Annotated in this window: 13 protein-coding genes and 3 pseudogenes; 9 read left to right on the top strand and 7 right to left on the bottom strand. The window is 60.2% G+C overall.

Annotation, left to right across the window (positions count from 1 at the left end):
- Positions 1–74: 74 nt before the first annotated feature.
- From FIV34_RS00145 to FIV34_RS00130, 4 genes are all read left to right on the top strand, one after another.
- Positions 75–923, top strand: coding sequence for an alpha/beta fold hydrolase (locus FIV34_RS00145; protein WP_139978464.1), 849 nt, complete (start codon positions 75–77; stop codon positions 921–923).
- Between the two features lie 113 nt (positions 924–1,036).
- On the top strand, positions 1,037–1,810 hold the full coding sequence (locus tag FIV34_RS00140) for an SDR family oxidoreductase (protein ID WP_139978462.1): 774 nt from the start codon (positions 1,037–1,039) through the stop codon (positions 1,808–1,810).
- A gap of 58 nt (positions 1,811–1,868) precedes the next feature.
- Entirely contained in the window at positions 1,869–2,840 is a 972-nt protein-coding gene (locus FIV34_RS21435) for an AraC family transcriptional regulator (protein WP_139978460.1), read from the top strand.
- 13 nt (positions 2,841–2,853) lie between these two features.
- A complete protein-coding gene (locus FIV34_RS00130; protein WP_170207474.1) occupies positions 2,854–3,438 on the top strand; it encodes a helix-turn-helix domain-containing protein in 585 nt (194 codons plus the stop codon).
- Positions 3,439–3,529: 91 nt separating this feature from the next.
- Here the strand turns inward: FIV34_RS00130 and FIV34_RS00125 are convergent, their stop codons facing one another.
- Positions 3,530–4,033 carry an HPP family protein gene (locus FIV34_RS00125; RefSeq protein ID WP_139978456.1) on the bottom strand — a complete coding sequence of 168 codons (504 nt, stop codon included), beginning with the start codon at positions 4,031–4,033 and terminating at the stop codon, positions 3,530–3,532.
- 188 nt (positions 4,034–4,221) lie between these two features.
- On the opposite strand from FIV34_RS00125, the pseudogene FIV34_RS21430 reads away from it, so the two are divergent.
- The 3 pseudogenes from FIV34_RS21430 to FIV34_RS21420 form a co-directional block, all read left to right on the top strand.
- Positions 4,222–4,737, top strand: a pseudogene (locus FIV34_RS21430) (cupin domain-containing protein); the annotation flags it as partial.
- Positions 4,711–5,097, top strand: a pseudogene (locus FIV34_RS21425) (helix-turn-helix transcriptional regulator); the annotation flags it as partial. The pseudogenes FIV34_RS21430 and FIV34_RS21425, both read left to right, overlap by 27 nt.
- A gap of 3 nt (positions 5,098–5,100) precedes the next feature.
- Positions 5,101–5,190: pseudogene (locus FIV34_RS21420) on the top strand (hypothetical protein); the annotation flags it as partial.
- Between the two features lie 49 nt (positions 5,191–5,239).
- On the opposite strand, the gene FIV34_RS00115 reads toward FIV34_RS21420, so the two are convergent.
- From FIV34_RS00115 to FIV34_RS00105, 3 genes are all read right to left on the bottom strand, one after another.
- Positions 5,240–5,776, bottom strand: a complete 537-nt coding sequence (locus FIV34_RS00115; RefSeq protein ID WP_139978452.1) for a carboxymuconolactone decarboxylase family protein — start codon at positions 5,774–5,776, stop codon at positions 5,240–5,242.
- A 147-nt stretch (positions 5,777–5,923) separates the two neighbouring features.
- The gene (locus FIV34_RS00110; protein ID WP_139978450.1) at positions 5,924–6,853 is read right to left on the bottom strand and encodes an MBL fold metallo-hydrolase; all 930 of its coding nucleotides are present in this window, start codon (positions 6,851–6,853) and stop codon (positions 5,924–5,926) included.
- 49 nt (positions 6,854–6,902) lie between these two features.
- Complete coding sequence (locus FIV34_RS00105; RefSeq protein ID WP_211352673.1) at positions 6,903–8,018, bottom strand: NADH:flavin oxidoreductase; 1,116 nt, start codon at positions 8,016–8,018, stop codon at positions 6,903–6,905.
- A gap of 130 nt (positions 8,019–8,148) precedes the next feature.
- Between FIV34_RS00105 and FIV34_RS00100 the strand changes: the two genes are divergently transcribed.
- Entirely contained in the window at positions 8,149–9,030 is an 882-nt protein-coding gene (locus FIV34_RS00100; protein ID WP_139978448.1) for a LysR family transcriptional regulator, read from the top strand.
- Between the two features lie 185 nt (positions 9,031–9,215).
- Positions 9,216–9,710 carry a YkgB family protein gene (locus tag FIV34_RS00095; protein ID WP_139978446.1) on the top strand — a complete coding sequence of 165 codons (495 nt, stop codon included), beginning with the start codon at positions 9,216–9,218 and terminating at the stop codon, positions 9,708–9,710.
- Positions 9,711–9,783: 73 nt separating this feature from the next.
- Here the strand turns inward: FIV34_RS00095 and FIV34_RS00090 are convergent, their stop codons facing one another.
- The 3 genes from FIV34_RS00090 to FIV34_RS00080 all read right to left on the bottom strand — a co-directional run bounded on the left by FIV34_RS00090 (position 9,784) and on the right by FIV34_RS00080 (position 14,131).
- Positions 9,784–10,866 (bottom strand): PA0069 family radical SAM protein, encoded by a 1,083-nt coding sequence (locus tag FIV34_RS00090; protein ID WP_139978444.1) that lies wholly within the window; start codon positions 10,864–10,866, stop codon positions 9,784–9,786.
- A gap of 112 nt (positions 10,867–10,978) precedes the next feature.
- On the bottom strand, positions 10,979–12,643 hold the full coding sequence (locus tag FIV34_RS00085; protein ID WP_139978442.1) for an MFS transporter: 1,665 nt from the start codon (positions 12,641–12,643) through the stop codon (positions 10,979–10,981).
- A 12-nt stretch (positions 12,644–12,655) separates the two neighbouring features.
- Positions 12,656–14,131 (bottom strand): hypothetical protein, encoded by a 1,476-nt coding sequence (locus FIV34_RS00080; protein WP_246058704.1) that lies wholly within the window; start codon positions 14,129–14,131, stop codon positions 12,656–12,658.
- Between the last annotated feature and the right edge of the window lie 20 nt (positions 14,132–14,151).

The raw sequence follows: 14,151 nt of genomic DNA, 5'->3' as shown, positions 1-14,151 counted from the left end.
CCTGATCGGCGGTCAGTCCACTTCCTTAGTTTGCCTGACATAGGCGATCGCGTCACCGATCGCCCGGAGGTTCTATGTACCCTGTCACGTATCGTCACATCGACGTCGATGGATTCGAGATTGCGTATCGCGAGGCCGGGCCGCCCGTGGCACCGGCGTTGCTTCTCCTTCATGGGTTCCCGACGTCGAGTCATATGTTCCGCGACCTGATTCCCGCTCTCTGTGGGAACTTTCGCGTGGTGGCACCGGATCTACCGGGCTTCGGACGGTCGGCCATGCCGTTGCGCACGGACTTCGAATATACATTCGAGAACATGGCCCGAATTATCAGCCGGTTCACTGAGCTCGTTGGTCTTCCCCGATTCTCCATCTATGTCTTCGACTACGGATCACCGGTCGGTTTACGTATCGCACTGATGCATCCCGAGCGAATCGACGCAATCGTCAGCCAAAATGGAAACGCGTACTCAGAGGGGCTAAGTGATGGATGGGACCCTATTCGCGCGTACTGGAAGGAACCAACTCAAGAGAACCGTGACGCGCTGCGCGCCTTCCTTTCACCCGAAACGACGTACTGGCAGTACACGCATGGCGTGCCCGATATCTCGCGGATTTCTCCTGACGGATACTCTCTGGACAATTTCTACCTGGCCCGCCCAGGGGCGCACGATGTACAGCTCGACCTTCTTTTGGATTACGCATCAAACGTCGCGCTTTATCCCAAGTTTCAGGAGTACCTTCGCCAGCACAAGCCGCGGGTCCTTGCGATATGGGGTCGCCACGATCCGTTCTTCCTACCCGCCGGCGCGGAAGCCTTCAGGCGCGACGTGCCCGAGGCTGAGGTTCAATTTGTCGAATCGGGCCACTTCGCGCTAGAGAGCCATCATGCCGAGATTGCTCACGCCATCAGATCCTTCCTGTGATTGATGGATTGACTGAAGCCAATATTCACAAACTTTCCAGGGCGATAGATAAACCAGGAAGTCGCCAACTTGCGCGTCCTCATCGCCCTGCTTTTCTCCATGAGGAAGCTTAGATGTCCAAGACCAACGTAGCTATTGTCACAGGTGCGAGCCAGGGAATTGGGAGGGCAACTGCCGTTAGGCTAGCAGCGGACTTTGGCCACCTCGTGCTCGTCGCACGAGGCAAGGACGGGCTCAATGAGACGGCCGATATGGTCGAGCGCGCGGGCGCGTCTGCGCTTGTACTTGTTGAGGACCTGGCGGACGCATCCGCTGCGACCAGAGTGGTCGAGACAACGATTTCGCGCTTCGGGCGCGTGGACGCCCTTCTGAACATTGCCGGCGCCGTGCCGCAGATTGACCTCTTTGACATGGCGGATGAGCAATGGACTGCGGGTACGGAACTCAAGTTGCACGGGGCACGCCGGCTCACGATACAGGCGTGGCCCGCCCTGAAGGCCAGTGGTGGTTCAGTAGTTTTTACCTCTGGCAACAGTGCGCAAGTGCCCAAATCGCCTTATGCGGCAGTCGGTACGATCAACGCTGCCATAGTCGCGCTGGCCAAGGCTTTCGCAGATCGTGGTCTGGTGGACGGCGTGCAGGTTAACAGCGTGATGCCTGGACCCGTGATGACCGGACGCCGAGAGAGCTTCCTTCAGAAGTGGGCGAAGGATCACTCGGTGAGTGTGGAACAGGCCGCATCGACGTTCTTGGCGCACTCGGGGATCCGCCGGTACGGAACGCCCGAAGAGATTGCTGATCTGATGGCCTATCTGGTGTCGCCTTCTGCACGTTGGATGACCGGATCGGCCATTCGGTTGGATGGCGGCGAAGTGCCTGCGGTTTGAAGCGATGACGCGGCGTGATGCGGAAGCGCCTCACGCCTCCGGCAGGTGATCTCGAGGCATGTTGTCTATGTTGGTTCAGAGCGAAGCAACCGAAGTTTGCGATTGGGTCGAGGGGTTACTTCGCATCCTCGACGTAAGAGGGCGCGTGGACGCTCGAATCAACCAGCTCGCGCCTTGCACAGCACGCGTTCCTGCAGCCGGCAATGGGATGCTGCCGTACCACGCGGTTTTGTCGGGCTCCATAATTGTCTCCGATTCATGCTCGCGAGACCAAATAGTCCTCGGCGAGGGCGACATGGTTCTCTTCCCTCACGGGACGCCGCACCAGATTCGCAGCTTGGTAAATGAGCACTCCATGGCAGATAGCTCGATAACAACTGCCTCCGTTGCCTGCTTTCCAAACTCAAAGGTCGACCTGCTTTCCGGACGCTTTATCCTTCCCGCTGCACAAGATTCCATTGTAAGGCGATGTATGCCGCATCGAATTTTTATCACGGCATCGACGCACCTATCATCGGCATCACCTGGCAGGTCCGATGTTGCACGCTTGGTGGAACTGCTATGTGCTGAGGCCGACCATGGGGAAGTCGGAAAGCAACCACTGGTCGACGCCTATTCGAAGGCACTATTTACGTTAGCGATGCGCTATGGAACTAGGAACGATGCGACTCCGCTCGGCCTCCTGGCGCTTGCCGCCGTACCCCGATTGGTTCCAGCGCTGAATGCCCTTGTATCGGAGCCAGGTACGCCCTGGACCCTACCGATGCTGGCCTCGCGCTGCAATATGTCGCGCGCGACGTTTATCCGAAGGTTCCGAACGACCGTCGGCAGGTCCGCTAACGAGCTTCTGGTCGACCTACGCATGGGCCTTGCCGCTCGGCGAATTATGGCCTCCGCTGACTCGCTAAGTGCCATCGCTGAGTCGGTCGGTTACCGCTCTGAAGCTGCATTTAATCGCGCTTTTAAGGGGCACACGGGGTTTACACCATCGGCATGGAGACGAGCCACCGATGCGCCATGGACTATGTAGCCGGAAAATCACCATGGGATACGACATTGCACATGCGGCGAACCAACGTCTCGTCACGTCGTCGAACACCTTAGTGGCACATGCCAGCCGCGGCGATGAGAACGCGTGCAACCCAAACTTCAAAACAGAGAAAGCATCGTGTTCACCGACGATTCCTCCATCTGCGTCTCCGCCGCAAGTGGGAAAGAGGCTGGAACATCGCGCCTCGGTCGCATTGCGCGCATACATTGATATTAACCTAGCAGAGAAATTGCCCTTAACGGCGCTTGGTTCTCTTGTCGGACTAAGCCAAGGCGAGTTTAGCCGACGATTCAAAGCAACGTTTGGGCAGACCCCGCACCAGTACATCCTCGATTTGCGCCTCAACCAGGCTCTAGGCCTTCTTTCGAGAACATCGATGAAGGTAGGTGATATTGCGGCGGAGTGCGGGCTCACCGATCATGCCCACCTCTGCAAATGGTTTAGGCGAAGGCTTCATATGACGCCGCAGCAATGGCGTATGCTCTCGTCGCAGTGCACTGACGCGGAAGTCATGCTCCGTTTACGGCGATACGGATTGTTTGACGTGCACTGGCAACTTGAGACATTGCACTCCTGAATCGATAGAAGCTGGTTGTAAGCCGATGTCGTCAGTCAGCGGGCCCTTTCTCGGGTCAAGCGTGGGTTACCTTCGGCAAAGGACATCACTCTCATACTTTTGCTTGCCGTTTCCAGATGACGTCGCCTAAACGATTGAGCCCTATAACAAGAACTAGTATTACCGCAGTTCGTGTCATCACGCCGCCGAACAGAAGGGCAAATCCGTCTGATGCGGATTGTGCTCCTTGGGAAACAGCAAAGAGTGCGATGCCTGCACTTGGGGGATGGATCGCCCGGAAGGCCCCCATGGCTCCAATGGTAAGGGCCATCGCTGCAGCGCTCGCCATGAGCAAGGACGGGAAGACGTGGGTGACCACCAAGCCGATCGCCGTAGCCAGGAAATTAGCGAGAACGACCGATCGCGGCCGAGCAAAGGCACTCTTGGGGGCCAGGAGCATGAGCATCACGGACGCCCCCATAGGAGCGACCAATGGCGCGCCGTCTGCAACGACGTTGGGCATGATCCCTAGAATGATGGTGCAGATGAACAAGCCGCACGCTAGCCAAACGACGCATAAATTCTTGGCAACTGAGTTGGCGCATTCAACAGACATGATTCGAACCTCCGCGATTAGCCGACCTAGCCGGGGCAGCTGTATTGCATCTGTTATCTAGTTCTTGATCGGCTCTTGGACTGACATGTGTGTTGCGATGGTCACGACATATCGGCCGACACTATGGGATTCGTCCGGGCTTATAATGCTCTAAACACGGACTTCCTATTCGAAGGTTCAGCGCCCTTATGTCGCCACCGCTTGATTGGCTTAGCCGCCTGCTGCAGATGACGCCGGTACGCGGGCAACTCGATCTTCGCTGCCAGTACGGGGCACCCTGGCGTATCGATCAAGATGCGTTTTCCGACGGTGAAATGGCCTATCACATCGTTCTTGATGGCTCGGCGTCATTGGTGGGAGAGAATGGTGAAGAGCTTCAGCGTATTGTCGCAGGCGACATCCTTCTGATCCCGAATGGTGAGGCACACACGTTGCACGATGGGACCGGATCCCGTCCGAGGCCTGCAAAGAGTCGTGTGGCTTCGAACCTGGTCTTCAGTCAGAACGCGGGCCGTGGAGAGCATCTGGATATGTTGTGCGGTCGTTTTGTATTGACGCCCGCGCACGCACGGCTGTTACGCCGGTATCTTCCAAAACGGTTGATCGTGCAGACGCGCAATAGCTCGATCACGACGGAAGCTGACAGTGGCACGGCGTTGATCCGCCTCGTGTCGTTAATGCAGTCCGAAAGTGCCGCCGATCGCCTGGGGGGCCGGGCCATGCTAGATGCATTGTCGACTGCGTTGTTCACGATCACCTTACGCTTTGCCAGTGAATTAGAAGCGGCCCCACCGGGGCTTCTGTCCCTTGCAGGTTTTCCACGGCTCGCTCCGGCTCTCGATGCCATCTTTCATGACCCCGGCCAGGCGTGGACGCTGCCGGTTCTCGCTGCCCGTTGCAATATGTCGCGGGCGACGTTCGTTCGACTGTTCCAAGAAAAGCTCGGTATGTCTGCCAACGATCTTCTCACTGACATCCGAATGATGCTTTCCGCCAATGAGCTGCGAACTGGTAACGCATCCACAGCCGCTATCGCAGAATCTGTAGGCTATCAATCGGAAGCCGCGTTCCAACGAGCGTTCAAGTCACATATGGGAGTTACGCCGTCCCGCTGGCGAAAGCAGTCAATGGCCGGAGAAGGCGGCGAGAGGACATGATTTCGCCTTGATTTGCATGTCCTCTCTACCACTAGGCCGGTGTTGCACTTCATTTGACAGCTGGAAAGTCGATATCGGTGTCGTTGATGCGATTGAAGGTATTCGTGAAGACCGTCAGAGCGATCGCCAGGCTGATATCGACGAGTTGCTCGTACGTGTAACCCGCATCCTTGATCGACGTGAATGCTTCCTGTGGGATCGTACCGGTCGTCTTAACTAGGGTCCGAGCAAAAGTGATCAGGGCATTGCGGCGCTCGTCATCGGTCAACCCGCCGTCTCGGATATTCTTGAGGTCATCTGCGTTAAGGCCCGTCATCTTGCCTAGCAAGCTATGCGCTGCCACACAGTAGTCACAACCCGTTTCGACGCTGACAACTAGTTTGATTGTTTCCTGGTCTTGCTTGCTCAACGTGCCTGCTGCCAGCACGCCTTCGGCTTGGAGCACTGCCTTCAATGCGGCAGGACCGTGGGCACCGATCGCTGCGAACGTGTTAGGGACGCCGCCTGCGGCTTTCTTGATCTGAGCGAAAACTTCGGCAGCAACGCCAGTGGCGGTTTCGATGGCAGGGGTGGGAATGCGCGACATGTCTGGATACTCGGTTGGTTGGTGCGACTAAGATAAGCCGACCGATAAAGCCGATGAATGCGTTCAAGTGTCGATTTTATGCCATATCGTCTCACCATCCTCCCTCGCGAACCGCCTCCGGTACGTAAGACCGGAGGCGGCCGTCCGCTACCTCGCCGGCGCCTCGCGTGCTTCAGCAAGGTGTTGGTACGCCGCGGGAACATTCACCGTGCAGTGCGCCCAGTCGAAGAGGCTGTACTCGCCGTAGTGGTGCATGTCCACGGCTTCGAGGGTCGCTTCGACCGAACGCCCTTCCGCGATCGCCAGGCGGACCGCGCTGTCGAGTTCGCGCAGGTAACGCAGCGGAAACTCGATATCAGCGGGACGCATGGGTCGCCCATGGCCAGGAATAATCGTGGCGTCGTCGGGGAGGAAGTCGCGCACCCGGGTCAGAGTATCGATAGTGTCCTTGTGACGTCCCTCTAGCAGCCAGGGCAACGCCGGCGATGGCGCCTGGATCATGTTTCCAACCCACAGCACCTTCGCAGTGGGTTCCCAGATAACCAGATCGCCCGGCGTCTGCGCGAAGCCAAAGTGGTGCACCTCGACGATCCGGTTGCCCAGGTCGATGCTGACCTTATCCGCTACTGTAAGGTCCGCCGTTCGTGGCTGGACACGCTCGATGCCTTTGTTGCGGCCCATCAGCGTCAGCATGAAGGTGCGGTCGTTCTCAAAGTTTTCATCCATGTACTTCTTGGTCGCCGGATGCTGGATGACGACAGTGCTGTCTGGGAAGAGGAAGTTTCCGTAAGCGTGGTCACCGTGGTAGCTCGTATTTACCAGGAAGCGGATGGGTTTCGACGTCTCGCGTCGAACCAAGCCGATCAGTTGCGATGCGAGGTCGCCATTGAGCATCGATTCCACGACAAGGACGCCTTTGTCGCCGATGACGAAGCCTGCCGTCGTAGCAACGTGGTCCTTGTCGAAGACATCGTCGGGCATCACAGCGAAGACACCGGGGGCGAGTTCTTTCGAGATCAGGGTTACTTGTGCCGCATCCCAGGGAGGTGTTGCGTCGTGTTCATGTGTATCGGTCATGTCTGTTCTCCAGTACGTACGGTGTGATGGACGAGGTGGTGGCGCGGCTTCATCCGTGCCGAAGTGTGAGCTCGCTTTCCTTGATGTCAGCGATCGGTCCAAGGATGGATGCATCGAACGGTCGCAAGGCGCGGCCAGATGCAATGAGCGAGGGCATGTCCGGGTTGGCCAATGCACCGCGCCCCATGGCGACCATGGCGACACCCTGTTTCACCATGTGTGCAGCGCGCTGCAGGTCATGGAGGCCGCCGTTGGCAATAAGGGGGACGTCGCCGGCATAGCGTTTCGCGAGCGCCACCAGGGAGGTATCGGCTCCGTCGAAGGCCGGACGCCATGCCTCGTACTCCGTAACGTGGATGAAGTCCGCGCCCGCCTTTGCAAGGGCGCGGAAAATCACCGCGGCGTCGTCTTCGCCACCGGGCCACTTGGCGTGGAAGTCGTTGACCTTGCCCTGGGAGATACGCACACCTACGGGAAAGCGCTGATCCACGGCTGCCCTGACGCGGCTGATCGTTTCGGTCAACAGGCGCACCCGCTTGATGACATGGCCGCCCCATTCGTCGGCACGCTGGTTAGATGTCTCGGTGAGGAACTGGTCCAGGAGATAGCCATTGGCACCGTGGATTTCCACGCCGTCAAAGCCCGCCAGTGTCGCCGCACGCACGGTGGCCTGGACAAACCCTCCGATCGCCTCGTCGATCTGCCCGGAGGTCATCGCTACCGGGGTGGGGTACTGACCTACGCCCTTGTAGAACGTCAGCTGGGTGCCATTTGGCGAAATCGCGGATGGCCCGACGGTGTGGCTACGATGCGGGTTTCCCTGGCTCAGCGCACCAGCGTGCATCAGCTGTGCGAAGACCCGGCTGCCATGCCTGTGGATGTTGTCGGTGATCGGACGCCACGCCTTGGCCTGATCGTCGTCCGCCAGTCCAGGCTGGTTGAAGTAGCCCTGCGAGAACGATTTGTCGGGGTAGATGCCCTCGGTGATGAGAAGGGCGAAACCGCCCCTGGCAAATCCTTCGTAGTAGCGGACCATGCGTTGGCTGGGATAGCCGTCCGGGGTCGCCGTCACCCGGCTCATCGGAGCGACCGCCAAACGGTTGGGTAGGCTCATGCCCCACATATCGAAGGGCGTTAAGATGGCATCGGCTGGGTGGGTAGTCACGATGGCTATCCTGTTGGGCTAGGGATCATCGGGCGCCTTCTTAGGGCCGTTGGATAACATCCTAGTCAGAATCATCCCCTTGCCTAGCCGCCCGAGATGAGATGCGGCTATATCAAATATGGATATAGTTATGCGTTTATCAGATGTCCGGATCTTCGCGGTGGTCGCCTCATCGAGGAGCCTATCCTCGGCAGCCAGGCAGCTGGCAATCACACCGATGCAGGTATCCCGGCGGATAGCTGCGCTGGAGGAAGAGCTGCGCGTTCGCTTGCTGCAAAGGACAACCCGGTCGGTGTCGTTGACGCCGGAAGGCGAAGCGTTCATCCCCTATGCGACGGCCATGGTCGATGCCGACGAGGGAGCGCGGCTTGAGCTCGGCAGGAATCAGTCCGTCGTCCGCGGGCATATCCGACTGACGGCGCCGTCGGTGTTCGGCCTGGAGGTAGTGCTGCCGGTGGTCAAGGCCATGCTGAGGCAATACCCGGAGATGGATGTAGACCTCGACCTTAGCGATGGCGTTGTCGATATCGTTGCAGGGGGCTACGACATGGCCATCCGGATCGCCCGGTTAAAGGACTCCGACCTCATCGCGCACAGGCTGGCCCCTAACCCCCGCATTCTCTGCGCATCGCCAACCTACCTCGAGAAGCGGGGAACGCCCAGGGTCCTCGCGGACCTCGGCGAGCATGAATGCATCGGGTTAACGCGAGTGGGAAAGTGGCCTTTCGTCGTTGACGGCGGCATTCATCGCATTCAGTATGCGGGCCGCTTCACCAGCAGTAGCGTCGACGCGGCACGCTCCATCGCTCTCGATGCGTCGGGAATTGCAATGCTCACGCGCTGGGATGTACGCAGTCAGCTGGCCTCGGGACGGCTGAGGGAAATACACCTCGATGATGCCGCCATGGAGCAGCTTTACATCTGGGCGATCATGCCATCGCGGCAGCACATTCCCGCTAGGGTGAGGGTGTTCCTGGAAGCGCTGGAGGCGAGCTTGGCTGTGGCCCCGTAGCCGCGATGCCCTCAGTTCGCTATTGATACTTTAGAGCATGATTGTGCGATTTGCTGAGATTAAAAGTATCGCTATACCTTCGTAAAGTACGTTCGTCGCCTAGATCAACCCGAGCGGTACGACTCCGCCTTCGTGGGTTTTGTGTCACGCGACATCGACTGACTTACTTTCACGAAGGACTACCCATGAACGCCTTGCTGCAGCTCCTCACCAAAACCGGCCTGCTCAAAAAAGACCTGGACTACCACTTGCTCCGCGCAGCGATGGTTATCATCTTCGCGTGGTTTGGGTACGACAAATGGTTCGAGTCTGAGATAACTGCGCTCGCTCCGCTGATCCTGCATGGGCCGCTTATCTCTTGGACGATCCCGACGCTTGGCATCCATGGTACGGCCATCTTGCTCGGCACGGCTGAATGGACGTTCGGTACGCTGTTGCTGCTGGGATTCTGGAACAAAAAACTGGGTGTGCTGGGCGCGCTTGGCTCGGTCGCTACCTTCGTTTCCACACTCAGTATTCTCCCGTTCGTACCCGATGGCTGGGATGCAGGCGCAGGCGGTTTTCCCGCCATGGCTATGAATGCCGCCTTCCTTCTGAAGGACCTCGTACTGCTCGTGGTTTCGATCTACCTGCTTCGGGCCGACGTGATCCGCTCGCTTGAGGAACAACGCGGCGTTTAAACGCTCCTGGTTGACGTTATTCGTGCACACGTATCGGCCGCTTCCTGGCGCCCGGGTACGTGTGCACGAGGCGCTAGAAAAGCTCCCCCTGCGGCGAATGAATCCGCGGCGGCGCGAACTGCGACGTATCCAACACCGTATCCCAGGTCCGATGCAGCCCCGCCTTGCGCGAAGCCACCTGAACCCGCTTACGGATGATGTCCGCGAAGATCCCCTGCCCGCGCATGCGCGTGGCGAAGTTTGAGTCGTAGTCCTTCCCGCCATTCATCTGCTGGATCAGGCTGATGATGTGCGCGGCGCGGTCGGGGTAGTGCAGGTCCAGCCATTCGCGGAAGAGCTGCTTCAGCTCATGCGGCAGACGCACGCAGGTGTAGCCGATGGAGTTCGCGCCGTTCGCGGCGGCCCGCTCGATGATGCCTTCGACATCCTTCTCGTTGAGCGCGGGGATGATCGGCGCAACGAGCACGCCCACCGGCACGCCGGCGTCATGCAGCGCCTTCACCGCCTGCAGCCGCCGATGCGGTGCCGAGGCGCGTGGCTCCAGCTTCGAGGCCAGCTTGTTGTCGAGCGAATTGATCGACACGAACACCTGGACCAGGTTCCGCTCGGCCATCGGCGCGAGGATGTCGAGGTCGCGCTCGATCAAAGCGTTTTTGGTCACGATGGTACAGGGATGATGGCACTCATTGAGTAACGCGAGCGCTGCCCGGGTCAGCCGCCAGGTCTTTTCGATCGGCTGGTAGGGGTCGGTGTTGCTGCCGATGTTGATCGGCTTGCAGGTGTAGTTCTTCTTCGCCAGCTCGCCACGCAGGGTCTCGGCGAGGTTGGTCTTGGCGAAGAGCTTGGTCTCGAAGTCGAGGCCGGGGGAGAGGTTGAGGTAGCCGTGGGACGGCCGGGCGTAGCAATAGATGCACCCATGCTCGCAGCCGCGGTACGGGTTGAGCGCCTGGTCGAAGCCGATGTCCGGCGAGTCGTTCCGGCTGATGACCGAGCGGGCCAGTTCCTCCCGGGTTTCCGTCTTCGGCCGGCTGAGGTCCTCCTCCTGGTACCAGCCGTCGTCCTCGGCCACCGCCTGGGTTTTTTCGAACCGCCCCACGGGGTTGGAGGCGGCGCCGCGGCCCTTGTGCGGGCGGATGGTGGGGAGGGGAGTCGACATCGTACAAATGTACACAATGTCCGTCTCAATGTCCGCGATCCGGGGCACCCGCCAGGCACGAAAAAGGCCCGCCCTTTCGGACGAGCCTTTCCCGGCCGGGCCTGCCGCGGGCTCAGTGCTCCAGCGGCACGTCCTTGGTCTCGCGGACGAAGAACAGGCCAATCACCACGGTCATCAGCGCCACGATCACCGGGTACCAGAGGCCGTAATAGATATCCCCCTTCCAGGCCACCAGCATGAAGCCGATCGTCGGTACGAAGCCGCCGAACCAGCCGTTGCCGATGTGGTACGGCAGGCTCATCGAGGTGTAGCGGATGCGGGTGGGGAACATCTCCACCAGCCATGCCGCGATTGGGCCGTAGACCATGGTGACGTAGAGCACCAGGATCGCCAGCAGCACCACCAGCATCGGGTAGTTCGACTGCGTGGGGTCGGCCTTCGCCGGATAGCCGGCGGTCTTCAGCTGGCCATCCACCTTGGCGGTGAAGTCCTTGCTCTGCGCGGTGAACGCCGCCTTCTCGATGCCGGCGCCTTCGAACGACTCGATCACCTCGTCGCCGATCTTCACGGTGGCCAACGTGCCCGCCGGTGCCGCCGCGTTGCTGTACGGGATGCCCTTCTTCGCCAGCACGCTCTTGGCCACGTCGCAGGAGCTGGTGAAGGTGTGCTTGCCGACCGGATCGAACTGGAAGCTGCACGCGTTCGGATCCGCCGTGACCACCACCGGCGCATTCGCCGCGGCGGCTTCAATCGCCGGATTACCGAAGTGGGTGAGGCCCTTGAAGATCGGGAACATCGTCAGCGCCGCGAGCAGGCAACCGGTGAGCACCACCGTCTTGCGCCCGATACGATCGGACAGCCAGCCGAAGACCACGAAGAACGGTGTACCGATAAGCAACGCCGCCGCGATCAGCAGGTTGGCCGTGGTGACGTCGATCTTCAGGCTCTGGGTGAGGAAGTACAGCGAGTAGAACTGGCCCGTGTACCAGACGACGGCCTGGCCGGCGGTGGCACCGAGCAGGGCGAGGATCACCAGGCGCAGGTTCTTCCACTGGCCAAACGCTTCCGTCAGCGGCGCCTTCGACTGCTTGCCTTCGGCCTTCATCTGCTGGAACACCGGCGACTCATGCAGCTGCAGGCGGATGTACACCGACACGCCCACGAGGATCGCCGAGATCAGGAACGGAATGCGCCAGCCCCAGGCATCAAAAGTATCCGGGCCCAGGCCGAGACGCGTGCCGAGGATCACCAGCAGCGAGAGGAACAGGCCAAAGGTCGCCGTGATCTGGATGAAGCTGGTGTACAGGCCACGCTTGCCGTCCGGTGCATGCTCGGCCACATAGGTGGCCGCGCCACCGTACTCGCCGCCGAGGGCCAGGCCCTGCAGCAGGCGCAGCAGGATCAGCAGGACGGGTGCCGCGACGCCTATCGTCGTGTAGCCGGGTAGCACGCCCACCAGGAAGGTGGAGGTACCCATGATGATGATGGTGATGAGGAAGGTGTACTTGCGGCCGATCAGGTCACCGATGCGGCCGAACACGATGGCCCCGAACGGACGCACGGCAAAGCCCGCAGCAAACGCCAGCAACGCGAAGATGAACTGGCTGGTGTCGTTGAGGCCGGTGAAGAACTGCTTGCCGATGGTGGCGGCAAGCGAGCCATACAGATAGAAGTCGTACCATTCGAAGACGGTGCCCAGGCTGGACGCGAAGATCACGCGTTTGTGGCTGGTACCGATGCTGCCGTCGGCACGCATGCCGGATGCGGTGGTGGCCATGAAGACTCTCCGTCAGAACTTGTACATCGCGTTGAGGGTGTACTCGTTGCCGGAATCTGCCTGGCGACCGAGGCCATTGGTGGTGGTCGAGTTGATCTTGGAATGGATCCACTCACCGCTGAAGTCGAACGGTCCGGTGCTGTACTGCAGGCTCAGCGCCTGCTGCGTGCCCTTCAGCAGGCCGGCCGTGTTCGCGGCACGCCAGCGCAGCACGTCGTCCTTGTCCGGCTTGCTCACCGAACCGAACGCGTACAGCGTCCAGTGCTTGTCGAACTTGTAGCCCGCCTGCAGCCACGCGCCCTTGTCCTTGATGTCGCCGAACTGCGAGAGGTCGCCGAACATCTGGCCAATCGCGTTGCCGGTGTACACCGCGCCCTTCAGGATGAAGCTGCCCGGCATCCACATGCCGCCCAGTTCCACCGCGGTGCTCTTGATGTTCGACTTGATCGGCGTGACGGTGTTGCCATCGACGCCGTGCAGGTCCACTCGGCTGTAGTGCGCACCGAGGAAGGCCTGCCAGTCGGTGCCCTTGGCGGTAATGCGCGCCTGGATCTGCGGCTTGAAGCCCGCGTTGCCGGCGGTGAGGAAGTTGGTCGTGGCACCCGGGCCGTTCCAGCTGCCTTCGTAGGCGCCGAGGTCAAAGCGCCACTTGGTGCCTTCCGAACCCTTGTTGAGATCCTGCATCCAGACGATGCCCGGATAACGCCAGCCGATCAGGCCGGTGCCGTAACCCAGCGGGAAGGCGATGTGCGAGAGCGACTGCGGCACGTAATCCAGCGGGAACAGCAGCTGCCACATCTGGCCGATGCGGAAAGTGGTGCCGGTATCGACGTTGCTGATGTCCATGTACGCCTGGCGCAGGCGCTGTTCCGGCTGTGAGCCCGCGTAGGCACCGGTGCCGTTGAAGCCGCCGAAGAAGTCCATCTCGATACGGCCGGAGCCGGTCCAGTTTTCGTTGAACTTCGCGCCGGTGAAATCCAGCCAGAAGCGCGTGTTGCGTACGTCCACGCCGGTGATGGAATTGGCCTTGCCGGTGGCCCCGGGTAGCGGGTACTCCGCGTTCTGGCCATTGCCGTACTGGTAGTTGCCGTCCTGCTTGAAGCCGCTGACGTTGATGAAGCCGTGCAGGGCCAGCGAGACGCCCGGCGTGGTGCCGGTGGTGAAGCTGGGCTTGGTGGGCACCGCGGCCACGGTCTTCTCGACCTTGGTCACCTTCTCTTCGGTGGCCTGCGACTGCGTCTGGGCCGCCTGGGCCGTGGTCGTGGCCTCCGTGGTGGCGGTCTTCTGCTCCTGGATCATGGCTTTGAGCTCAGCCAGCTGTTGCTCCAGCTGGTTGACGCGTTGCTCCAGGGCCGCTTCGCGGCTGGAGGTTTTCTTCGACTTCGACTGGGCGTGTGCGGTGTCCGGCATGGCTGCCATCGGCAGCATGAGCGCACAGGCAACGCTGAAGGCGATGGCCTTACGGCCACCGGAATGCGTGGTCTTCATCAATGGTCTCCCCAACCCTT

Origin of the sequence: Luteibacter pinisoli (assembly GCF_006385595.1) — a bacterium.
Lineage (GTDB): Bacteria > Pseudomonadota > Gammaproteobacteria > Xanthomonadales > Rhodanobacteraceae > Luteibacter > Luteibacter pinisoli.
The sequence above is the reverse complement of the archived record's forward strand: the minus strand, read 5'-3'. Positions and strand labels throughout refer to the sequence as shown.

Bases quoted from the DNA above. Each gene is read 5' to 3' on its own strand.
- FIV34_RS00100 (WP_139978448.1), top strand. From the start codon at position 8,149: ATGCGTTTATCAGATGTCCGGATCTTCGCGGTGGTCGCCTCATCGAGG.
- FIV34_RS00085 (WP_139978442.1), bottom strand. From the start codon at position 12,643: ATGGCCACCACCGCATCCGGCATGCGTGCCGACGGCAGCATCGGTACC.
- FIV34_RS00080 (WP_246058704.1), bottom strand. From the start codon at position 14,131: ATGAAGACCACGCATTCCGGTGGCCGTAAGGCCATCGCCTTCAGCGTT.
- FIV34_RS00095 (WP_139978446.1), top strand. From the start codon at position 9,216: ATGAACGCCTTGCTGCAGCTCCTCACCAAAACCGGCCTGCTCAAAAAA.
- FIV34_RS00090 (WP_139978444.1), bottom strand. From the start codon at position 10,866: ATGTCGACTCCCCTCCCCACCATCCGCCCGCACAAGGGCCGCGGCGCC.
- FIV34_RS00115 (WP_139978452.1), bottom strand. From the start codon at position 5,776: ATGTCGCGCATTCCCACCCCTGCCATCGAAACCGCCACTGGCGTTGCT.
- FIV34_RS00140 (WP_139978462.1), top strand. From the start codon at position 1,037: ATGTCCAAGACCAACGTAGCTATTGTCACAGGTGCGAGCCAGGGAATT.
- FIV34_RS00125 (WP_139978456.1), bottom strand. From the start codon at position 4,033: ATGTCTGTTGAATGCGCCAACTCAGTTGCCAAGAATTTATGCGTCGTT.
- FIV34_RS00145 (WP_139978464.1), top strand. From the start codon at position 75: ATGTACCCTGTCACGTATCGTCACATCGACGTCGATGGATTCGAGATT.
- FIV34_RS21435 (WP_139978460.1), top strand. From the start codon at position 1,869: ATGTTGTCTATGTTGGTTCAGAGCGAAGCAACCGAAGTTTGCGATTGG.
- FIV34_RS00110 (WP_139978450.1), bottom strand. From the start codon at position 6,853: ATGACCGATACACATGAACACGACGCAACACCTCCCTGGGATGCGGCA.
- FIV34_RS00130 (WP_170207474.1), top strand. From the start codon at position 2,854: ATGGGATACGACATTGCACATGCGGCGAACCAACGTCTCGTCACGTCG.